Source organism: Pleurocapsa sp. FMAR1 (assembly GCF_963665995.1).
Lineage (GTDB): Bacteria > Cyanobacteriota > Cyanobacteriia > Cyanobacteriales > Xenococcaceae > Waterburya.
The window spans coordinates 2,904,714-2,927,572 of sequence record NZ_OY762512.1 but is presented as its reverse complement, the minus strand read 5'-3'; the positions used below and the strand labels follow the sequence as shown (position 1 = coordinate 2,927,572).

Here is a 22,859-nt window from a genome sequence, read left to right as displayed (position 1 = left end):
AGCCGAAAATATGACCGATATTTATATGTTGACTTGGAATTGGCTGAGTGGTTCGCCTTTAGTTGCTGCTGCCACAGAAGCAGCTACAGAATCTACCACCGAAGAAGGTTCTTTAATCCTGGCAGGGGTTTTACTCAGCCTAGTCATAATCTACTTTGCGAGCCAATTAGGAGGAGAAATTTGCTCCCGCATCAATTTACCGCCAGTCTTAGGGCAATTACTTGGTGGAGTGTTAATTGGTATTTCTGCCTTTCGTCTTTTGGTTTTTCCTGAAGGTGGTAGTTTAGCCTCAGACTCTTTGATCGTCAGCTTGCTTGAGACTACCGCAGGATTATCTGTAGAATCAGCGCCATCAGTCTTTGCCGCTCAAAGTGAGGTAATTTCCCTTCTTTCAGAGTTGGGGGTAATTATCCTTCTTTTTGAGATTGGTTTAGAGTCCGATCTCAAAGAATTGATTCGCGTCGGACCAATTGCTGCTGTAGTGGCAGTTGTCGGTGTGGTTACTCCTTTTGTGGCAGGTACAGCGGGGCTAGTGTATATTTTCAACACTCCTGTTATTCCTGCAATTTTTGCGGGAGCTGCTTTAACCGCTACCAGTATTGGTATTACCGCTAAAGTATTAGCAGAAATAGGACAGCTAAGTTCAGAAGAAGGTCAAATTATCATTGGTGCTGCGGTACTAGATGATATTTTGGGTATTGTCGTTTTGGCAGTGGTAGCCAGCTTGGTCAAAACTGGAGAAATTCAAATTAGCAATATTGTTTACCTAGTTATTAGTGCAGCGGTATTTCTAATTGGTTCAATTTTACTTGGTCGTTGGATTAGTCCTTTGTTGATAGGCTTGGTCAACGAAATGAAAACGCGGGGAGAATTACTGTTAACTAGTTTAGTATTTGCCTTTTCCCTCTCTTATATTGCCACTGCAATTCATTTAGAAGGAATTTTGGGGGCGTTTGCTGCGGGGTTAATTCTGGCAGAAACCGAAAAACGTAAAGAATTAGAAGAACAGGTGATTCCTCTGGCTGACTTTTTTGTTCCCATATTCTTTGTCTGTGTGGGGGCAAGAACAGACCTCAGCGTACTTAATCCAGCCGTTGCTAGCAATCGTGAAGGACTAATTATTGCCGCATTTTTAATTGTGGTTGCTGTCCTAGGTAAAGTTGTTACGGGATTTACCGTTTTTGGCAATCCTGAACTAAATAAATTGGCGATCGGTGTAGGCATGATTCCTAGAGGAGAAGTTGGCTTGGTCTTTGCTGGAGTTGGTTCTGCCAGTGGAGCTTTATCTGAGGCTACGGACGCAGCCATCATCGTTATGGTAATTTCAACCACATTTATTGCTCCTCCTTTATTACGTATTGTATTCAAGGAAAAAGAAACTATAGCTCAACCAGTGGACAAAGTTCAAGATTGACAACATAATTAGGCGAGGTCACAGATTGTCTCAATTCGGCTTGACGGAATGCCGTCTCACGACAGAGTAATCTGTGACCCTTGGTAAAACCCAAAAACATCTATAAGCTACGGATTTGCCTCGCTCGGTTAATGAAACTTAATTGCTTCTATTTACGTCTCGATAGATCAAAATTAAAGAATGGGTATTATATAGTTCAAATGGGATTGGCTAGGAATATTTTAGATTTAGCATTACCTTTAAAAAAGCAGTTTGATAAGTTACTCAGTTTTTATTGGTGCTTATACTATTGTTTCTTTAGAGAGTCTTGGCTAGCTTTATCTAAAAAGTCAGCGGTACACCGCCTTGAAAAGGAGGAGCGACCCCGCGTCGCCGACAGGCGCAAGGGAATGCGCTCCGATGCGGTGTCTGCGCTGACCGCCTTCCACGGTCAATTACCTACTGTTTGTGAGGAGCAATTATTGTGAAATTTCACTGGCTATTATCAAGTTTTATAGGTGTTTTTCTATTTTGCTCCCCCGCAAGGGCAGGGAAAATAGTATCTTGGGAATTTGAAGAACAAGATCAAAATTTAGAATTTACCACCGATGAGGGGGTACAGCCCGAAGCACAGTTACTCAGTAATCCAACACGCTTGGTAATCGATCTACCTAGAACAACATTAGATAGAGAAACTGTCAAAGAAGAATATCAAGGTCCAATTAGAGGCTTTAGAATTGGGCAGCCAGAGTCAGATATTTCTCGTCTTGTGGTGGAATTTGCTCCTGGCTACACTATCGATGCCGATGATATTAAGTTTAAAGAAGATTCTGGGACTGAATGGAAGGTTGAGATTCCTCAGCCCAGAATTTATCGTGTCGATATAGCCGATCGCGACCTAGACCCGATAGATTTAGAAGTCCCTGAAGTTGATATTGCTTCGTCATTATCAGGATTGGAAGATGTAGCTGCGTCTATGGAAAATGTTTCTACAAATACAAATACAGAAACAGATACTGGTTCTCCTTATATCAAAGCGACCAAAAATGGATTTTTTATTAATATCGATGGCAGTAGAAAAATCAAAATTGATTCAAGAAGAGATGGCGATCGCATTGACTTCTTTTTAGAAGGCATAACTCTTCCTGATGATCTTGACAATGAAGAAGTGGCGGTGAATCAATATGGTGTTTCTACCATTGATTTTGAACAGGTTGACGATGATCAAGCGAAAATGAGCCTGACTGTAGCCAAAGATAGTCCTGAATGGCTTGCTACTTTTAGTCGGATTAAAGGCTTGTTATTATTACCTAAAGGTGAATTACCAGCATCTTCCACCTTAGCTACTACTTTAGATAATTCTCAACCCCAAGAGATAATACCTAAACCTGATAAGCCTCTCAAAGATCTTACTGAGTTAAGTTTAATCGACGAAATCGAACTAAAAAATGACGATACAGAACTTTTAGTTAAGGGAAATAATGAGCTATTAGCAGCAACTACTAGACTAAGCAACGGTATTTATCAAGTAACCATTGACAATGCGGCATTGACCGAAGATTTTAAAGGGCCAGAATTTGAAGCTGATAGTCCAGTTTCTGAGCTTAGAGTGCGCGAAGAGAATTCTAGGGTGGTGCTAGAAATTGCCACTAGATTAAGATACCGCTTAGGACAGCTTGATGCCGATAGTGACAATCTTTCTCTACCGATAGAAATTGGCGCAGATCCGCTGCCTCAAAGTGATGCACCTCTTTTACCACCAGGATTTGCCAAAGCTCCTAAAAAGAATTTTTTTCCTACTGTTTCGGCTCCTATTCCCAACAGCGATCGCCCTAGAGTTGTTATTGACCCAGGGCATGGAGGATATGACTCAGGCGCAATCGGCATTGATGGCTTACAAGAAAAAGATGTAATACTGCCCATTGGTCTAGATGTAGCAGAAATTCTTGGAAAACAGGGAATTGATGTGATCATGACCAGAGATAACGATAACTTTATCAGTCTTGAGGGTCGAACTGATTTAGCTAATGACTTAGATGCCGATTTGTTTGTCAGTATTCACGCTAACTCTATTAACCTTACTCGTCCTGATGTTAATGGGTTGGAAACCTACTACTACGAAAGTGGTCGTCGTCTGGCTGAGTTAATTCACTACAGTATTTTAAATGGGGTTAATATTGACGATCGAGGTATTCGCCGAGCTAGATTTTATGTCCTCAGACATTCGCTCGCACCCGCCGTACTTGTTGAAGTTGGCTTTGTAACTGGAGCGGATGATGCTTCTAGACTCAAAGACTCCAATCATCGTCGTCAAATGGCAGAAGCGATCGCCAGGGGCATTATAGAGTATATCAAGCAGAATAATTTATAGCTTCTAAGCTAAGTATCCAGACTGTGATCTATATTCTTAGCTGAAATTACTCATTTTTAGGGGATTGCAGGGAAATATTACCTTTTAAAATAAAAAAATTAATGATGAAACATTCTAGTTGGCGCATTGGCTTATTTGATAGCGGAGTGGGGGGATTAACCGTATTGCGAGAGATGTATCGCCAAATGCCCTCGGAATCTTTGCTTTATTTTGCTGATTCGGCTCGTTTACCCTACGGGACGCGATCGCGCCGAGAAATTCTTCAGTTTGTCCGCGAAATTCTAGACTGGATGTCCGCTCAAGACGTAAAAATGATCATTATGGCTTGTAACACAAGTTCGGCTCTAGCTTTAGAGGTAGTCAGAAAAGAATATGATATCCCCATACTTGGGGTTATCCTTTCAGGAGCAAAAGCTGCGGTTAAACAAGGAAAAAGAATAGGCGTAATTTCTACTTCTGCCACTGCCAAAAGCCATGCTTATCGTCAGGCAATACAGGAAATTAATCCCCAAACCGAAGTGTGGGAAATTCCTTGCCCCAAATTTGTCCATCTAATTGAACAAAATCAGCTTTATACAGATTACACTCGCAACGTTGCCCAAGAATATTTGCGACCCCTAATAGCCAGAAAGATCGATACTCTCATCTACGGTTGTACTCACTACAGACATCTAGAAAAAACAATTCGTTCTTTACTACCAGTATCGGTAGAAGTTATCGATCCAGCAGAATATATTGTTGTCGCAGCCAAAAAAGAATTATCTCTGCTGGGATTGCGCAACGAACAATTTCCTTTGCCAACTCGTTTCTGTGTTAGCGGCTCCCCTGAGCAATTTGCTAATATATCTCAGCAATGGCTGGGATATTATCCCCAGGTAACAAAGATTTCTATGGGAGAAATATCTTCGTCAATGATGGCACTTAATCCAGTCGAATAAGGCTTAGAAATGTCTTTGTGTATAAATAAAGTTTTATAGCGTTTCTAATGAGTTGTTTTGATCAGTGAATATTGTGGTTAACAATATTTTTGCCAAATTTCTGCATTTGTGCAATTGCTAGCAGTCCATAAATGCTTGAAAGATAGACACCAGAGGAAAATAAGATAAACAGAGGTAAATTGACGGAGTTCATTTGCTGAAGTAGATGTTTGATTGATTGAATTAGTTTTTGTCAAGAAAACAGTGATTAAAGATGAGCCTTGAAAAAAAAGTTAGTTGTTTTTGCAGCTAAAACTGCCAGACAAAAGAACAATCCTGAGTGGCTTTCTCGCCACCTAGATTATTCAAGCCCAAAAATTAGCTTTCATCCTGCCTAGTTACTCAAACTAGCTAAGATAATTTGGCTTATAAGCCAGTAACTTTTTTAGATACTATTGATTAAAGATTAACTTCTAATAATATCTAGCCTTATGCGTGGGAAATTATAGAGATTACAAGCCGCTAATCACTGCATGGTTGTGTTAGCTAACTTTGCTAGTTATTTCTGGTCAATTATCTTGCCCTAGAAACTCTTCACTATTTCAAAATTCCTATCTTATAGCTTAACATAATATCTCAGATTAAATACTGGTTAAACTGTTGTTATAGCAGAATTTTTTCTGATTCAACAGCATTTTAAGAGTTGATGGTTGGTTATTAGGTTAGCTTCCCTTAAAATAAGTACAATAATATGTAAAGTTTCTTAAATAAAATATAGTTGCCAAACTTGGCTTAACAATGACATCTTTTACTACTTCTTTACTAGCACCCGTTGAAAATGATTTACGCATCCTTGCAGACAATCTCAAGCAACTAATTGGTGCGCGTCATCCAATTTTGGGTGCTGCCGCCGAACACTTGTTTGATGCTGGAGGTAAGCGAATTAGACCAGCAATTGTCTTATTGGCTTCGCGGGCAACCATGCCAGATCACGAACCAACTGAACGTCATCGCCGTTTAGCAGAAATTACGGAAATGATTCACACGGCAAGCTTGGTACATGATGATGTGGTAGACGAGGCTGATTTGCGTCGTAACGTAGAGACAGTTAATAATTTGTTTGACAATAAAATCGCCGTGTTGGCTGGAGATTTTCTTTTTGCCCAGTCATCTTGGTATTTAGCCAATTTAGATAATTTAAAGGTAGTCAAACTTTTATCAGAGGTAATTAGAGATTTTGCCGAAGGGGAAATCTTACAGAGCCTAAATCATTTTGATACTAATGTTTCAATTGATTCTTATTTAGACAAGAGCTATTACAAAACTGCTTCCTTAATGGCTAATAGTGCCAAAGCTGCGGGAGAGTTAAGCGATGCTAATGCTGAAGTTACCGAGAGTCTTTATTGTTATGGTCGCAATTTGGGTTTGGCTTTTCAAATTGTTGATGATATTTTAGACTTTACTGGTTCGGCTGAAGTTCTTGGTAAACCAGCAGAAGCGGATTTAGCTAGCGGTAATTTAACTATTCCAGTTATCTATGCTATGAAACAGCAGCCCTATCTAGAAATTCTAATTAAAAGAGAGTTTTCTGAACCAGATGATATTAACAAAGCCTTGGAATTAATTAAAAATAGTGATGGAATTGAGCAAGCTAGACAGTTAGCAACTAAACACGCTGACGAGGCTGCTCAAAATTTAAGTTGTTTGGCTCCTTCTCCATCAAAAGAAGCACTTAAAGAGTTAACCAAATATGTGGTTAGTCGCATATATTAGGCTTAATAACTAAATTAAATTAACTGTTTTCTGCACATATTAATTAATACTGTAAATATGGACTATAAAACTATATATACTGCACTGTTGAGATAAATTATTTCAATAAGTCAGGAAAAATAGACAAGGAAATGAGTAAGAATGAAAGATAAAAAAAATACAGTTGATTATCATAATTTTTTTCTCAGAAATAAAGTTGTTTGTCTACTGGCAATAAATAACGTGTTATTGGGTTGTCTAGTTTCTGGCTGTGGAGAGACTAAATACGAGACTAAATATATTCAATGCGAACAAATCTTTCACATTGCTAATGGTGTTGTTAAAGATAATAAAAATGTTGCCTATATTAAAGGCGAACAGCCAACGGAACTCAAAAGCTCGTTAGAAGTCGCTAACAGAATGAATCAAGCTGCCGACAATATTCAAGCTTTGGGCATTAATGACAGCAAATTGATTAAATATCAAAATAAATTAGTAACTATTTATCGTATATATTCCCAAGCTACTTATGACGCAGCCAAAGCCAGAGAGAACACAGATATCGAAGCTTTAAAGTCTGCTCGAATAGACGCAGAAAAAGCAGGAGCAATGCAGAACGATTTAGTTAGAGAAATTAATGCTTATTGTCTGGTTAAATAATTGCTAATAAAAAAGCGATCGCACTATCGAATAAATTGTTGATCGTGTTCGCACCGCATCAATTTATGAATATTGTCTAAATAATTCACGTATACTAGAAACATTTAAGGAAGAGTTGTAGCTATTTTAAGGAAAGAGTATTTTCTCAATCGGATTTGGTATAACTTTATACTTCATACTTAAGCAAAGCGGTACTAGTAATCACGATGAGTAAAAGGTTTCGCATCTGTGCCTGTGTAGGTTGCTGCAATATGACCATCGCCAGTTACCTTGTATTTATAGGTTACTAAGCCTTCTAAGCCGACAGGGCCACGAGGAGGCATTTGTTGGGTGCTGATGCCAACCTCTGCACCAAAGCCATAGCGAAAACCATCGGCAAAACGGGTTGAACAGTTATGATAGACTCCAGCAGCATCGACGCGATTTTGAAATATATCTGCGGTTTGATTATCTTCCGTGACGATCGCATCAGTATGTTTTGAGCCATACTGGTTGATATGGGCGATCGCTGTTTCTACAGAATCAACTATCTTAATCGCTAAAATCAAATCGCTATATTCTGTTTTCCAGTCGTGTTCATCGGCAAGTCTAACGTCAATTATCTTGCTAGCTGCTTCATCTCCCCTTAGCTGTACGCCTTCTGCTTCTAAAGCTTTAGCTATTTGCGGCAAAAACTCTGCTGCAATGTCTTGATGGACTAATAATGTCTCGATCGCATTACAGGCTGCGGGATAATGAGTTTTTGCATCGACGGTAATTTTGATGGCTTTATTAATTTCTGCTGCTTTGTCTAAATACAGATGACAAATACCGTCAGCATGACCTAATACAGGAATACGAGTATTATCCTGAACGTATCGCACAAAAGAGTTAGAGCCTCTGGGGATAATCAAATCTACATATCGATCTAGCTCTAAAAGCTCTCTGATTTCTTCTCTGGTAGTTAATAACTGTACTGCTGCTGGATCTATTGCCGTAGATTTCAAAGCCTGTTGAATTACTTTTGTTAATATCCGACAAGAATTGATTGCTTCTGTGCCGCCTTTTAAAATTACCCCATTACCAGACTTAATCGCCAAACTGGTAATTTGAATCAAGGCTTCAGGACGCGCCTCAAAAATAATTCCTAGCACTCCTAAAGGACAGGTAACCCGTTTTAAAATCAACCCCTCGTCCAATTGGCGATGAATTTGATTCACACCAATCGGATCTTCTAGTTTAGCTACATCCCGCACACCAGCGATCGCTGATTGCAGTTTAGATTCTCCTAACTTAAGTCTGGCATACAACGCGGGCGCAATATTATCTGCTTTTGCTGCCTGTAGATCTTTTTCGTTAGTAGCTAAAATTTCAGGCTTGGCTGCTTCTAAAGCCTGTGCCACGGATTCTAAGGCAGAATTCCTGGCTTCTGTAGATAATACAGCTAGTTTTCCTGCTGCTGTGCGAGTTTGTTGCGCAATTTCAATTAAAGGTGATGCTATCTCAAAGGCAACCATACTTGTTACTGAATATCTGGAGTATCAACAATTTTAACGGATTGAGTTAACAGCTAATACAAAGTTTAATGATTATAGGACTTACGCACCTAGTTTTCGGTGGGCAGTCTAGGATATAGATAGCAATAATAATAGGTTTTAGTTTAATAGAAAATGAAAAAGCTGCTCGCCAACTGGCGTGACTCTTCCTGGTTAGCAAGTAGCTCTTTAGACACTCGTTACGCTCTAATTGAAGCTTGTCTAATTGGACTATTTTCTGCCTTGGCAGCAGTATTACTCAAGCAGGGTATTGGCTGGTTAGGTGGATGGCGCATTCAGACAGCCAATTTATATGGGGCAAAAATTGTCTTGCCTTTGGTGGGATTAATTTTAGGCACTTTAGCTGGAGTTGTAATCGAACTATTGTCCCCTTCGGCTGCGGGTGGCGGTATTCCTCAGGTAAAGGCTGCCTTGGCTAAGTATCCCATTGTCTTAAATCTTAGAACAGCTTTGATTAAGACTGTGGCAACTATTTTGATTATCGGCGGCGGTTTTACTTTAGGTCGTCGAGGCCCTACAGTGCATATCGGGGCTGCTTTAGGGGCGCAGGTTAGTCGCTGGATTCCCAACTCGCCTACAAACCGCCGTCAGATGATTGCAGCAGGGGCAGCAGCAGGTTTGGCAGCAGGCTTTAATACTCCTATTGCCGGGGTTTTGTTTGTCGTCGAAGAGTTGATGAGAGATATTTCTGGCTTGACTTTAGAAACAGCGATCGCAGCTTCTTTTACTGGGGCGGTTGTCTCTCGCATCTTGGGTTCTGCCGATCTTAATGTTCCTTTGGCGGTATTAAATTCTACCCGTCGTGGCAGCTTTGCTGTTCAAGAAATTCCTTTTTATATTATCTTAGGTATCCTGGCGGGTATTTTAGGTGGTATTTTTAATCGCTCGATTATCAAGGGGATGAAGTTTAGTCGTGGCTTACCTCTGCCTGTGCCTCTGCGTATTGGTTTAGCAGGATTGATTTCAGGAATAATAGGGGCTTGGCTACCACCATTTTTTCATGATAATGCGGGTTTGCGAGAATTACTGATAGTAGGTCAATTTACTTGGCAAACTACTGTATTGATATTCGTCGCCCAATTTTGTCTGGTAATTTTGGCATATAGCGCGGGTGCGCCAGGAGGCTTATTTTCCCCCGCTTTGGTTTTGGGTTCGGCATTAGGATATTTAGTCGGGATTGTGGAGGTGGCTTTGATTGGTTCAGAATCTCCCTACACTTTTGCTTTGGCTGGCATGGGAGCTTTTTTTACCGCAGTTGTCAGAGTTCCCATTACGGCAATTGTGATTATTTTTGAGATGACAGCGGATTTTAATCTAGTTTTACCTTTGATGATTACTTCAGCGGTAGCATATATAGTCGCCGAAAGTGTCTCCCAGGGTTCTTTATACGAACACTTGCTTTTAGCCAGTGGCATTGAGCTTACCGAGGAACATCCCCAAAACGACTTTATGAACCAGCTTACCGCCGATGACGTAATGCAGTCACGGGTAGAAACTTTAGCTAGTAATCTTGCTTTGCCAGAGGTAATTAAAACCATGTCGCGATCGCATCACCGTGGTTTTCCTGTGCTGGAAGAAGGTAAGCTTGTCGGCATTATTACTCAGTCAGATATTCCCCAGGATAGTAAACAAACCGAGTCTAGTTTACTTAAGGATGTTATGACTTCTAAGCCGATTACGGTATGTCCCCAAAATTCTTTGGCTGATGTTCTCTATCTGCTAAACCGCTACCAGCTATCTCGTTTACCCGTAACCCAAGGATCAAAGCTTCTAGGCATAATTACCCTCAGCGATATTATTAAAGCCGAAGCCAAACAGCTAAATTGCGATCATCAACCACAAGCCAGATTTGAACCTTCTTATGTAGTTTATCAAACCCGCTCTCCCGCCATAGGTAAAGGCAGAATTTTATTGCCAATTGCTAACCCCAAAAATATTGCGCCACTATTAGAAATTGCTGGGGCGATCGCCCTTTATAATCAATATGAAATTGAATGTGTGGCAGTTATTTGTGTTCCTCAACATCTGCATCCTGCCCAAGCTGAAGTAGAAACAGATAATTATCGTCAGTTGATGAAAGGTCTGGAAACCTGGGGCGAAAAATCAGCGATCGCCGTGCATACACAAATTCGTGTAGCTACTGACGTGAGTGAAGCAATATTAGAAACTATCGGCAGAGAACATATTGACTTACTAATAATGGGCTGGAAGGGCAAAAGTACGAGAATTGAGTCAATCTTTAGTAATTTAGTTGACTCTTTAATTCAACAAGCACCTTGCGATTTGATGTTGGTTAAACTCGGCGCGTCTGCCCATGCCTTCCCTAAAGAGCTTCATTTACGACACAAGTGGCTGATTCCGACAACTGGAGGCGATCGCATTAAAAAACTGTTGACCATTTTACCTGCTTTAGCTACCTTGGATTCTATCCCGCCCAAATTACAGCTATGCCAGGTATCTCCCCCCGATCGAACTCAACTTCCTGCTGGTGATTTTCATAAGGCTGCGGAGTTGCTTCGCAAGGCGATGAAATGCCCAGTCATGCTTTTACCAATTTCTGCCTACTCAGTATCAGAAACGATTGTTAATTTAACTAAGCGTAGAAAATATGGCTTAGTTATTTTGGGGGCAAGTAATGAAGGATTACTGCAAAATGTAGTTAAAGGCAATATCCCCGAAGCGATCGCTAGACAAGCAAATAGTACCGTAATTATTTTTCGTAGTTCAGGGCGATAAAGTGATCAAAAACACAGATCATTTTAGTTATCTGGCTCAAGATAGAAATAAGAAAGAAAGAGAGTAAATGAATCTCATTTTTCTTTAGATTCTCTTGATATTTACCTTTTCTAAATGGCAGTGATTTTAGAGTAAGGTTAGGGTTTGTTGATATATCTGTCGCGTATTTTGACGATTTGCTGACATTTATAAATTGATATTTATATTAGAAATATAAGTATCAACAAACAAACGAAGTTTTAAGTATTTTTTTGTTCAATTGTCTTACGGTAAATAAAAATCATGAATAATAATAGTTCTTGCCCTTGTTGCTCCACTTCCATGTTGCTCCACTTAAGCAGTCGGCGTAGTTTTTGGTTTTGCAATTATTGCCGATTAGAGATGCCCAACCTAGATGGGAAAAGAAAAAACAGCCAAAAAAATGCAGTTCAAATTAATACTTCCTCTCTCCAAGCTGCAATTACGGCTAACAAATCATTAGAAGCTGTAGCAGCTATTTAAATAGAATTTAAGCAAAAATTAAACATTGGCACTCTACAACACAATTGATTGTGTTGTAGAGTGCCAATTATTTTTTATTCCCCACATTTGGTTCGTTAACTTATCTAATTAACCTGAGTTCTGGATAAGCCCAAACCCTTTTAAATAGTGTATTTGAGAAATGCTATTTTTCATTTAATCTAAAGCTTAAGACTCAACTCAGAATCTTTCAAAAGCTAATAGCGACACAAAGCACGTCGCGTTTTTTGGAAGAATACTCTTACAAAAAAGCCGACGGGTCTTGAGGGTTTCCCTCATAGAGCTATTGTGTCAAGACGCTGATAGCTGATAGCTACCTCAACAAGCTAATTTTGTTAACCCGAACTCACGTTAGATTAAATGCGTAACGTAGTTATCTAATTATGAGCGATCGCCTTACTCTCAATTCCACCTTACTTGAGCTAGATAATGCTAGCTACAAAGCCTATAAAGACATTAAAGGCAAATATCAATTTGAAAGCTTCACCCTGATTGTTGACTATGTGCAGGGAGATCCCTTTGCCTCTCCTAGCCAGATGCGGGTAATTATTGCTCAACGGGTGGCACAGTTTCCATCGCCACTGTATAAGTCTGCGAGTCGAGAAGTAGCATTAAGGGACTACTTAGCACGCCAATTTGCTCAAGTAGCCAAAACATCGAGTGCCGATCGAGGCACAGGAAAAAGCGGTTTAATTGCGATCGCACCTTTAGGACAAGAAGTATTAAAACGAAGTGCGGTATATATTAATGATACGCAGCTAGAGTTACGTTTTATTGTCGGATTGCCTGCCAGGGGCAGAAAAATCCTGGGTCGTCAAGCAGCCCAAATGCTATGTCAAGACATACCTAATCTAGTTACCTCTCTACTATATAAATCATTAAATGCTACGGCTATACAGAAGCACGTAGAAACCATCGAAGATGCAGACTGGCTGAGGCAACAGTTACCAAGAAAAAACCTGTCGGCGTTTGTGGCAAATGGCGCAATTTTACCCCGTCGTAGCGGTATAGATTCTCGTCCTTTGTTAGATGCTATTCCTTTTCAGTCTCCTCCATCACTAGAAGTAGAGTTTGATTGCCCCAATCAGGGAGTAATTAAAGGCATGGGTATTCCCGCAGGGATTAGTTTAATTGTGGGTGGTGGTTATCATGGCAAGTCTACTTTACTCAAAGCTATTGAATTGGGAATTTATAATCACCTGCCTGGAGATGGCAGAGAATATGTAGTAAGTAACCCCCAGGGAATGAAAATTCGCGCCGAAGATGGACGCAGCATTACGGGAGTTGATATCTCGCCTTTTATCAATCATTTACCTCAAGGAAGATCTACTACTAGTTTTATAACAGCCAACGCCAGTGGCAGCACTTCCCAAGCAGCAAATATCATCGAGGCTTTAGAAGCAGGTGCAGAATTACTCCTAATTGATGAAGACACATCAGCAACTAACTTTACTATTCGCGATCGCCGAATGCAGGCTTTGATTGCCAAGCAAAAAGAACCAATTACCCCGTTTATCGATAAGGTGCGTCAGCTATATAGCGAATATAATGTATCGACTATTTTAGTCATGGGTGGAAGCGGAGACTACTTCGAGGTAGCAGATCGGGTAATTGCTTTGGATAACTACTTACCTCAAGATGTAACAGCCAAAGCTAAAGCGATCGCCCAAGAATACCCGACTGAGAGAAACGCCGAAGGAGGAACAAACTTTGGCAATATTACCCCTAGAATACCTTTGCCAGCAAGTATTAATCCCCATCGGGGTAAACGAGATATACAGCTAAAAACTAGGGGAGTAGATCGAATCAGCTTTGGTGTAGAAAATATCGATCTCTCTGTCGTAGAACAAATAGTAGATCCAGGGCAGTTAAAAGCGATCGCCCTAGCAATTGTCTATGCTAAAGAAAATTACATCAATCAGCAGTTAACTATTCCTGAAATCTTACAGCGAGTTACCCAAGACATTGCAAGATCGGGATTAGATATCGTTAGTAACTTTCCTCAAGGAGATTTAGTTCAGTTTCGTCCTCTAGAGTTAGCAGCAGCCTTAAATAGATTAAGAAGCTTACAGGTTAAAGATTTAAACAATCAATAACTTTAAAATTGTTAAGGCTATCCTGATATTGTTAAGGAGCGCACTAATCAAAACTAATAAAGCGATCGCTTTTTAAATAACAGATTTAATTAAGTGTGGTTCAATCTAAAATATGCAGACATTATTTTTTTAGCTTAACTGTATAATCCACTAAACTTTGAGCAAAAGCATCAAATCTTTCTGCTAGTTTGGCATCTTTTAATTTGCCTTCGGAGTCAAAAGCTTGCCATGCTTGTCCCACTGCAATCTGTTCGGGGATAACAAAGCCATGTACCCAACGAACAATAATTCTTAGGTCATTTAGAGCATTGCTGTTGGGTTGCCCTCCCAAGACGCTTATTGCCCCAGTTACTTTGCCTGATAAATGCTCAAAGCTCATTAAATCTAAGGCATTTTTTAAAACTCCACTAACGCTACCATGATATTCAGGAGTTGCCAAAATCAATCCATCCGCAGCTTTTACTTTGTCTCGCAGCACATCTACATCTGGATAGTCTGGATATTCATTACCACCATCACAGAAAGGTAATTTCATTTCTTTAAGATCGAGTATGTCTACTTCTGCGCCTAAAGCTTCAACTCGATCTGCTGCTTGCTGCAATGCCAATGCACTATAAGAATCAGTGCGAAGACTACCTACAATACCAACAATCTTTACCATATTTTGTTAACCCGTACTCGTTATGATTATGTATAAGCTAACAAAATTATTGTCTATATGGCAAATAGCGTAAATTTTATGGCAATCGCTTAAAAGTATTAAAATAGTTAAAAACGCATAACTAAGGCTCAAGCAACATACTCTAACAACAGGACTTTATGCCTGAGGAGAGAGATAATGCTAATTAGCAACATATTCATGTGGTTTCGAGAAGTTGGAATTAGCATCTTGGTTGCCAGTATGACTGTTTCGCTAATTCCCAGTGAAGCTAAAGCCTCCGAAAAAATTGTTTTTCAATATGGTGTAGTAACTCAATCAGTTTCCCTTGAAGATCTACAAATTCTTGCTGAGACTGGTGAAACCTCTTCCTCATTAAACTTTCTCTTAAAAGTTGGCAAACAAAATCCTGAGTTAATTCGTTGGATTGTGAGGCAGCAGTTTCCTGCCGATACGAAACAACTTATTTATAATTTACTCAATACTGCACCAGGGGAATATATTTTATCCCAAACGGGTAGCTTTGTTGGCTCTAAATCAGAGCGAGCAAATGTAAAAGCTTTGAGAGGAGCTTTGGTCAAGTCGGCTAGCGATGACAATGCGATTTCTTTAATTGAGCTATTAGAAAACTATCCTACCCAGCAAGTTTATGTTAACAGCAAATTACTAGCTAAAGTTAAAGACAACTTAAGTGACTTTATCGAATAGACCAATAAATATATCAAGATACCATTAAGCATTCTCTGCAATTAATTGAATTTTGCTTAAAGTGAGAATTTCTGTCCCATTGCTTATAGTTTTAGAAGAGAAAGAGCCATAAGATAGGGGTAGAAATGTATTGATAATTTTAATGTTGACCTATCAAGAAGAATCTCTAAAAGTAAAGCCTGTTTCTGCCGAGGACTTAAAAAAGCAGGAACGAATGCGAGATGTAACTTTATTATTACAACAGCTAGTAGAAAGAGAAGAAACATCATTAAAACTGATCATTGATTGTTTGATTGATGTTGGTGCAATTAACTATGCAAATCAGAAACTGCATAATCCTTCTCTCAATAAAATCACGAAGGTGCTGGTAGGCTATGTTAAACCAGTCGCCCGTATAATTGTTTTACGCTGGTTGAAGAAAAATCTGCCTGATTTACTTACCGCTTGGTTAGAAAGTAAGGTTTCCTTTGAACCAGTTCCTATAAATAAAGAAGAGGCTTTTACTGGCGACTTAGAAACTGTGCCGATTACTGAAGAAGAAGCGATCGCCTTAAACCAAGATAGCGGAACTAATATGCAAGACAATAACTTATGATTGATAACTTATCTTTAGGGAGTAGGCGAGCGACCCCCGCGCATGGTTCGGTTCGTGCCTTTGCTCAAGTCGGGAAACCCTTTCAGCATTTGCTCATGGGGGAAACCCCCAAGACCGCAATGCTTCACCAACGCAACTGCCTCACCGCAACGGGTCACACAAAGGCTTTCGCCGCATGTGCCGCAACGCAAGTGTCTCACCACCGCAACTGCTTCACCGCGTCGCCGACAGAGGTCTGACCCCGCGTCAACGCAAGGCGCGTCTTGAAAAAGTGGTTCATGGGGGAAACCCCCGCCGTGAGAGTGGAACAAGCCCCCGTTTAGGGGGCGTTTCCTCTCACAAAGACCACACTTTTCCGCAAGGGAACGCGCGAGAGTGAAGTAGTAATTTAACCAAACGTCAAACACGTTCGCACGTAATTCTATAGTTATCTGACTATTGTTTAGCTGACCTTTTTGGGAATCATAAGCACAATGCTTATATATTTCTGTTTGTTTAGCTATGGATCGAGAATTAATTATTCAAGCCTTGAAAAGTACCTGTGGCAATAAAAACTTTCGCTTTCAAGTCCTGGTGCAAAATTTTAAACTACACATTTATGTCAACTATAAAACAGAAAAACATCCAGATTATTTACTTTTAACCGATCTGGTAACGAAGGCGATAACTTCGTTAAACTTCGCTAACGCGAGTTTGTCTTTAGATTCTTATCAAGGTATGTGGTTGTATAGCCGTAAATTGGGGGATATTGAGCCAGAATGGCAGACTTATGTAGAATTTCTAAAAATTGATCCAGATGACCTGGATACTTTGGCTAATTCTTAAGAAACAGCCAATTCTGAAGCAACAGAGATAATTGACAACATCTATCTGACAATAATAAGCAAAAGATTCTACCAGCTTTAGATGATTATTTTAAGCTGGCTAAAACTCCCGACACCGAAAAGCTATCTGTAGCATTACAAAACTGACTTAAGCAAGTAACCGAATTAGATGACGAACATCATCGTACAGCCGAAATTTGGCTAAGTCGCTACTGTTTTGATCGGGATGCAACCTTCAAATAATATTAGGGTGGGATGCGTATATGTTGCGGGACAAACAGAGCGATCGCCCAAACTATTAGCAGCAGACATTATTCCTAACAATTGGCCCAGGGAACATTACCAACCACGGGCTAAACCTGGGTCTAATATTTCTTTTGGTTTCTATACCAATATTATTAACTTAGGTTTGTATGCCATATTTTACGCTATTGGTATTGCGATCGCCTCTAAACTAAATTTAGGCATTAAAATCAACCATACCCAAACTATTTATCTTGTTGCGGTAATCTTAGCAATGGTGCAGTTGCTCCGAGGCAAGCTACCAGTATTTAACTTAATTGCCAGTACCATGCTGCCAATTCTAGCTGTATTAAGTCTTAACATGGTGATTAAAGACTTTAAGCTGGATCGAAGCTACGGCTATCCTCTTGTAGCTGCGGGAATTTTAGTTATTGTTGCTGTGCAGTTTTCACTCTATGGTTTGTTTTTAAAATTGGTAATTAGGTAAGGGCGAACGGCCGTTCGCCCTTACATTAGTAATCGTCGATCAAACTCATCTTTTAACTGTGATCTCGATCATCATCTTCTATTCAATTACAGACGATATTAGAGAAGAGATAGAGCTATGGAACAGATAATATCTGTTACATAAATTGCCCCTAGTTTGGTACCTAGGGGTTTTTTTTTGATTGCGGGTCATAAATTGTGTCAAAATGTAAAGCGTGTTAATTGCATCTTCGACAGAACAGTTTCAAACTCCTACAGCGATCGCTCTTGGTAATTTTGATGGCATTCATCAAGGGCATCAGATAGTGCTGCAACCAATTATCGATGGGCAATCTCAAAAAAGTGGTCATGTATGTCCTTCTGTCGTTAGCTTTACTCCCCATCCCCGCGAATTTTTTACAGGTGGACAAGTACAGCTTTTAACTCCTGTTGCCGAAAAAGCAGACTTGCTAGCTAGTATGGGAATCGAGCAGCTAATTCTTTTACCATTTGATCGCAACTTGGCTTCTCTTAGTCCCCAACAGTTTGTCGAGCAAATTATAGTTCAGCAGCTACAGGCTAGAAAAATTAGCGTTGGCTCAGATTTTCGCTTTGGTTGGCAAAGAAAAGGCACAGGGGAAGATTTACGTAATATCGCTGCCAATTTTGGCATTACAGTACAGCTTAACTCCCTGCACAAATATCAAGATGCTGATGGTGATGCAGTAAGAGTAAGTAGTTCTTTAATTAAACAGGCTTTATTAAATGGAGAAATTACTGCTGCTAATGCTTTGTTGGGTAGACCTTATAGCCTAATTGGGGAAGTTGTCTCAGGACAACAGCTAGGCAGAACGATTGGCTTTCCTACGGCTAACATCAAGCCTCCTGCTGAAAAGTTTTTACCCCGATTTGGAGTGTATGCAGCGGATGTATTTGTAGATCGAGCTACAGTTAAAGGAGTGCTGAATATTGGCTGTCGTCCAACGGTGGCGGGGAAAGCTGCGACTATTGAAGTTCATTTACTTAACTGGTCAGGAAATCTCTATGGTCAAACCTTAAAAGTGAATTTACTTGATTTTTTACGCCCCGAACAAAAGTTTGACTCTGTAGAAGAATTAAAGCAGCAAATTACTAAAGATTGTCAAGCAGCCTTAAACAACTGATAATTGACGATGCACAATAGATAGTTATTGCTCCCATTATCAATTATGGAAGAATCAGCCACCAAATGGAACGCCGACTTCATGTTACAATCTGATACTTTATGGTCAAAAACTGCGCAAAAAACCAAGTCTGCCCGCGAGTGTGGCGCGCTTAAATCGATTGAAACTGAGTATCATATAATTGAACAGGATGATATTTCTTTTGTGGTTCGCACCTTAGGTAATATAGCCCGCAAAGAACAGGCACGAAAGCAACAAAAACAGCAAGAAAATAAAACAGGTAAAAGAATCGATCCTTTTTTGCCTTACGAACCTGACTTATTTGTTGGTGACATTTCCCAGACTCATATATGTCTGCTCAACAAATTTAATGTGGTTGATAATCATCTGCTGATTGTAACTCGTGCTTTTAGAGAGCAAACAGATTTACTTAATCTGCAAGACTTTAATGCTTTGTGGTTTTGTATGCAGGAAATAGACGGGTTAGCTTTTTTTAACGGGGGAAAAGCTGCTGGTGCTTCTCAGCGACATAAACATCTCCAGTTGATTCCCCTGCCGTTTTTAGCCGATGTGGTTCACTTGCCGTTAGAAAAAGCGATCGCCAAAATTGATTTTAAGAATTCTTTAGGTACACTTGCCAGCTTTTCTTTCCGCCATGCGATCGCCTCTTTAGATTTATCACCTCATGATTCACCAACTAAAGCTGCTCAAATCATGCTGAAACAGTATTATAATTTATTAAATCAAGTTGGTTTAGATATTGGTTCTCAGGCTAACAAACAGCCAGGAGCATATAATTTTTTGGCTACTAGAGATTGGATGTTAGTTGTGCCACGTTCTCAAGAATCATATCAAAATATATCGATTAATTCACTAGGTTTTGCAGGCTCTCTATTTGTGCGCGATCGCGCCTCGTTAAAATTACTTAAAGAACTAACTCCCCTCAAACTATTATCCAATGTGGCTTTTACATAATATAACAATTTGATAATTGATAATGGAAGTATCAGAATTAAAGCGTAATATCGAAGCTATTTCTCAACGCCTGGGTAAAACTCAGGAGTATCTTTGACCCTCCTGCCATCACTGCTAAAATACAGGATTTAGAGCAAAGGGCAGCACAGCCAGAGTTTTGGGACGATCAAAATACTGCTCAAAAAGTTTTACAAGAATTGAACGATCTTAAGTCTAGTTTGGAGCAATATCAGCACTGGCAAAGTACTCTTGAAGACAGTAAAGCGATCGCCGAACTACTAGAATTAGAAGCCGATGAAGCCCTAGCCACAGAAGCCAAAACCAACTTAGAACAGCTTGCTAAAGACTTGGAGCTTTGGGAATTACAGCAGCTTTTGTCTGGCACCTACGACACTAAGGGGGCTGTATTAACTATTAACGCTGGTGCTGGTGGTACAGACGCTCAAGATTGGGCAGAAATGCTCCTGAGAATGTATAGTCGCTGGAGCGAAAAACAAGGCTATAAAGTCCGTTTAGCAGAATCTTCTCCAGGAGATGAGGCAGGAATTAAATCAGCTACCCTAGAGGTGGAGGGGCGTTATGCCTATGGCTATTTAAAAGCCGAAAAAGGTACTCATCGTCTAGTCAGAATCTCACCCTTTAACGCTAACGGGAAAAGGCAAACTAGTTTTGCAGGGATAGAGATCATGCCCAACCTGGGAGATGAAGAGCTTAATCTCGAAATCCCTGACAAAGATTTAGAAATTAAAACTTCTCGCTCTGGTGGTGCTGGAGGACAAAACGTAAATAAAGTTGAAACCGCCGTGCAAATTGTCCACCTACCAACCAAAATTGCTGTACGCTGTACTGAAGAACGTTCTCAGCTACAAAATAAAGAGCGAGCTTTAGCCCTTTTAAAAGCCAAGCTACTGATTATTGCCGAAGAACAACGAGCGCAGGAAATTGCCGAAATTCGTGGTGATATCGTCGATGCTGCCTGGGGTAATCAAATTCGTAATTATGTCTTTCATCCCTATCAAATGGTTAAGGACTTACGGACGGAAATTGAAACCACAGATATTAACGATGTGATGGATGGTAACTTAGATCCTTTTATTGAAGCTTTTTTGCGCCAGGAAAATCAAATGGTTTAAAGTTTCAGCATATTTTGAAGTTAAACGTACCTAAAAACGTATGGCATTGCTATGCTCTTCAACCTGAATATCATTCTCTATCGAATGATTGAAGACACTTATAAATTAGATAAGTTAATTTAATGAGGCAAAATGTCAGTTGAATAATTAAATTAACATTAAACATGATCGTACCCCAGGTATTGTCAGCCTTGCAGTATACTTCTCATGGTCATTATTATTTATGGCAAACGCCTTTTATCTGGCTTCATGTTGCTGCTGAGGCTCTAATTGCGATCGCCTTTTATTCTATCTCGCTGGCTCTAATTTATTTTGTTCGCAACCGAAAAGACTTACCCTACAAAAGTATTTTTATTCTTTTTAGTGCGTTTATTTTGTTCTGCGGTACGACTCATATTTTATCGATTTGGACTTTATGGCATCCTGATTATTGGCTATCGGCAATAGTCAAAGGATTTACGGCTTTAATTTCTCTGTATACGGCTTTGTCCTCAATCCCTTTAATACCTCAAGCACTTAATTTGCCATCGACCCAAGAATTAGCAAGCTGTAATCTCAAGCTTCAAGATGAGATATCTTCAAAAGAAGCTGCCCAACAAGAAATATGCCAGCTTAATCAAGAGTTAGAGCAACGAGTAGCTGAAAAAACTGCTGCTTTGGTCAAAGTTAATCAAGACCTGCAAGAAAGCATTTTGTTTAAGGAAAAGATAGTAAATTCAACCCCTAATATTCTTTATATTTATGATTTAGAGTCAAACCGTAATGTCTTTGGCAATTCTTTTATTAGTGAGCTATTAGGATACAGTCCTTTAGAATTAAATAAATTTCAATCTAGACTATTAGATGAACTTATTCATCCAGAAGATTTAGAGGGACTTAAACAGCATTTTCAGAATTGCTTGCTATTAGAAAGTGATAATTGTTTGGAAATAGAATATCGCCTCAAAGATAATCGAGGTCAATGGTACTGGTTACACGATAAAAATACTATTTTTGCCAGAAACGCTGATGGCAAACCAAAGCAGATTTTGGGTATAGCCAGAGATATTACCAAAAGCAAGGAAATTCGCGATCGAGCGGAGACATTAAATCAAAAACTGGAAGAAAAAGTCTTAGCTTTGGAAAAAAATAATCAAGCTAGGATTAAATTGGCGCAGATGAATGAATTTATTCAGGCTTGCGCTGGTCTGGTCGAAGCAGAAGAAGTTCTAGCGGATTTACTGCAACCTTTATTTCCTGATAGTCATGGTGCGATATATCTGGTCAACAATAGCGAAAATTTATTAAAGGCGATCGCAGCTTGGGGAATGGCTAATAGTTATAGCAGCTTTGAGCTTAAGGAATGCTGGGCATTAAGACGGGGAGATTCCCATTTAGTTCATTTTGACACCCCAGGTTTATATTGCGGTCATATTGCCCATAATACCAACTATACTCAGACCTTATGCTTGCCGATGATTGCCAAAGGAGAGACTTTAGGAATGCTCTATTTATGTTTTGATGAGTATAAAACAATCGATCGAACAACCCAGGAATTAGCCGAAACCGTTGCTCAAAATATTGCTATGTCCTTTGCTAATTTGAGACTTCAAGAGAAATTAAGGTATCAAAGTCTTCGAGATCCTCTAACTGGTCTGTTTAATCGTCGCTATCTCGAAGAATCTTTAGCCAAAGAAATTAACCGTGCTTATCGAAAACAACAGTTTATCAGCGTTTTGATAATGGATATCGATCATTTCAAACGTTTTAATGACATCCATGGTCATAGTGCAGGGGATCTGGTATTAAAAAAAGTAGCAGCTTTTCTTCTGTCTCAAGTTCGCAAATACGATATTGCCTGTCGTTATGGTGGAGAAGAATTAATAGTCATTATGCCTGATGCTGCAATTGAAGATGCCATTATTCGTGCAGAAGCAATAAGAACAGGAATTAAAAATTTGAATTTAGAACACAAAGGCAAAGAGCTAGAATCAATTAGTATTTCTGTCGGCGTTAGTTGTTTTCCTGATGATAGTATCAATGCCGATGGTCTAATTTGCGCTGCGGACAAGGCTTTATATCAGGCTAAAGCACAGGGACGAGACTGCGTTCAACGTTGTTAAAGGCTTTATAACCA

18 protein-coding genes are annotated in these 22,859 nt (G+C 39.7%); 16 read left to right on the top strand and 2 right to left on the bottom strand.

The genetic code is table 11. The features are described 5' to 3' along the window. Positions 1 to 10 precede the first annotated feature (10 nt). From SLP02_RS14165 to SLP02_RS14140, 6 genes are all read left to right on the top strand, one after another. Positions 11 to 1,414, top strand: a complete 1,404-nt coding sequence (locus SLP02_RS14165) for a cation:proton antiporter (protein ID WP_319421310.1) — start codon at positions 11 to 13, stop codon at positions 1,412 to 1,414. A gap of 200 nt (positions 1,415 to 1,614) precedes the next feature. Further along, a complete protein-coding gene (locus SLP02_RS14160; protein ID WP_319421309.1) occupies positions 1,615 to 1,881 on the top strand; it encodes a hypothetical protein in 267 nt (88 codons plus the stop codon). Beyond that, the gene (locus SLP02_RS14155; RefSeq protein WP_319421308.1) at positions 1,878 to 3,764 is read left to right on the top strand and encodes an N-acetylmuramoyl-L-alanine amidase; all 1,887 of its coding nucleotides are present in this window, start codon (positions 1,878 to 1,880) and stop codon (positions 3,762 to 3,764) included. The genes SLP02_RS14160 and SLP02_RS14155 overlap by 4 nt, the downstream gene beginning before the upstream one ends. A 104-nt stretch (positions 3,765 to 3,868) precedes the next feature. After that, the gene (murI, locus tag SLP02_RS14150; RefSeq protein WP_413467379.1) at positions 3,869 to 4,702 is read left to right on the top strand and encodes a glutamate racemase; all 834 of its coding nucleotides are present in this window, start codon (positions 3,869 to 3,871) and stop codon (positions 4,700 to 4,702) included. Between the two features lie 777 nt (positions 4,703 to 5,479). Beyond that, a complete protein-coding gene (sds, locus tag SLP02_RS14145) occupies positions 5,480 to 6,454 on the top strand; it encodes a solanesyl diphosphate synthase (RefSeq protein WP_319421304.1) in 975 nt (324 codons plus the stop codon). A gap of 141 nt (positions 6,455 to 6,595) precedes the next feature. Further along, complete coding sequence (locus SLP02_RS14140) at positions 6,596 to 7,093, top strand: hypothetical protein (protein ID WP_319421302.1); 498 nt, start codon at positions 6,596 to 6,598, stop codon at positions 7,091 to 7,093. 194 nt (positions 7,094 to 7,287) lie between these two features. Here SLP02_RS14140 and proA read toward each other — a convergent pair whose 3' ends face one another. After that, positions 7,288 to 8,589, bottom strand: coding sequence for a glutamate-5-semialdehyde dehydrogenase (gene proA, locus SLP02_RS14135; RefSeq protein WP_319421300.1), 1,302 nt, complete (start codon positions 8,587 to 8,589; stop codon positions 7,288 to 7,290). A 153-nt stretch (positions 8,590 to 8,742) separates the two neighbouring features. Between proA and SLP02_RS14130 the strand changes: the two genes are divergently transcribed. Together SLP02_RS14130 and SLP02_RS14125 are read left to right on the top strand one after the other, a co-directional pair. Beyond that, positions 8,743 to 11,364, top strand: a complete 2,622-nt coding sequence (locus SLP02_RS14130) for a chloride channel protein (protein WP_319421298.1) — start codon at positions 8,743 to 8,745, stop codon at positions 11,362 to 11,364. 902 nt (positions 11,365 to 12,266) lie between these two features. After that, complete coding sequence (locus SLP02_RS14125; protein ID WP_319421297.1) at positions 12,267 to 13,979, top strand: ABC-ATPase domain-containing protein; 1,713 nt, start codon at positions 12,267 to 12,269, stop codon at positions 13,977 to 13,979. Positions 13,980 to 14,100: 121 nt separating this feature from the next. On the opposite strand, the gene SLP02_RS14120 is transcribed toward SLP02_RS14125, so the two are convergent. Beyond that, positions 14,101 to 14,640 carry an NADPH-dependent FMN reductase gene (locus SLP02_RS14120; protein WP_319421295.1) on the bottom strand — a complete coding sequence of 180 codons (540 nt, stop codon included), beginning with the start codon at positions 14,638 to 14,640 and terminating at the stop codon, positions 14,101 to 14,103. Positions 14,641 to 14,817: 177 nt separating this feature from the next. On the opposite strand from SLP02_RS14120, the gene SLP02_RS14115 reads away from it, so the two are divergent. The 8 genes from SLP02_RS14115 to SLP02_RS14080 all read left to right on the top strand — a co-directional run bounded on the left by SLP02_RS14115 (position 14,818) and on the right by SLP02_RS14080 (position 22,845). Beyond that, positions 14,818 to 15,345 carry an alpha/beta hydrolase gene (locus SLP02_RS14115; RefSeq protein ID WP_319421293.1) on the top strand — a complete coding sequence of 176 codons (528 nt, stop codon included), beginning with the start codon at positions 14,818 to 14,820 and terminating at the stop codon, positions 15,343 to 15,345. A 142-nt stretch (positions 15,346 to 15,487) separates the two neighbouring features. Next, positions 15,488 to 15,940, top strand: a complete 453-nt coding sequence (locus tag SLP02_RS14110) for a hypothetical protein (protein WP_319421291.1) — start codon at positions 15,488 to 15,490, stop codon at positions 15,938 to 15,940. Positions 15,941 to 16,441: 501 nt separating this feature from the next. Next, positions 16,442 to 16,765, top strand: coding sequence for a hypothetical protein (locus SLP02_RS14105; protein ID WP_319421289.1), 324 nt, complete (start codon positions 16,442 to 16,444; stop codon positions 16,763 to 16,765). 225 nt (positions 16,766 to 16,990) lie between these two features. Then, positions 16,991 to 17,494: a hypothetical protein gene (locus tag SLP02_RS14100; RefSeq protein WP_319421288.1), complete on the top strand. Its 504-nt coding sequence runs from the start codon at positions 16,991 to 16,993 to the stop codon at positions 17,492 to 17,494. A gap of 214 nt (positions 17,495 to 17,708) precedes the next feature. Beyond that, positions 17,709 to 18,635 carry a bifunctional riboflavin kinase/FAD synthetase gene (locus SLP02_RS14095; RefSeq protein WP_319421287.1) on the top strand — a complete coding sequence of 309 codons (927 nt, stop codon included), beginning with the start codon at positions 17,709 to 17,711 and terminating at the stop codon, positions 18,633 to 18,635. 45 nt (positions 18,636 to 18,680) lie between these two features. Further along, on the top strand, positions 18,681 to 19,610 hold the full coding sequence (locus tag SLP02_RS14090) for an ATP adenylyltransferase family protein (protein WP_319421285.1): 930 nt from the start codon (positions 18,681 to 18,683) through the stop codon (positions 19,608 to 19,610). 22 nt (positions 19,611 to 19,632) lie between these two features. Next, positions 19,633 to 20,743, top strand: a protein-coding gene (prfB, locus tag SLP02_RS14085) for a peptide chain release factor 2 (RefSeq protein ID WP_413467196.1) whose coding sequence is annotated in 2 segments (ribosomal slippage) — positions 19,633 to 19,704 and positions 19,706 to 20,743 — 1,110 coding nt in all. Because the reading frame shifts where the segments join, the coding sequence is not laid out codon by codon here. Between the two features lie 164 nt (positions 20,744 to 20,907). Continuing rightward, positions 20,908 to 22,845, top strand: coding sequence for a sensor domain-containing diguanylate cyclase (locus SLP02_RS14080; protein ID WP_319421284.1), 1,938 nt, complete (start codon positions 20,908 to 20,910; stop codon positions 22,843 to 22,845). Positions 22,846 to 22,859: the final 14 nt, after the last annotated feature.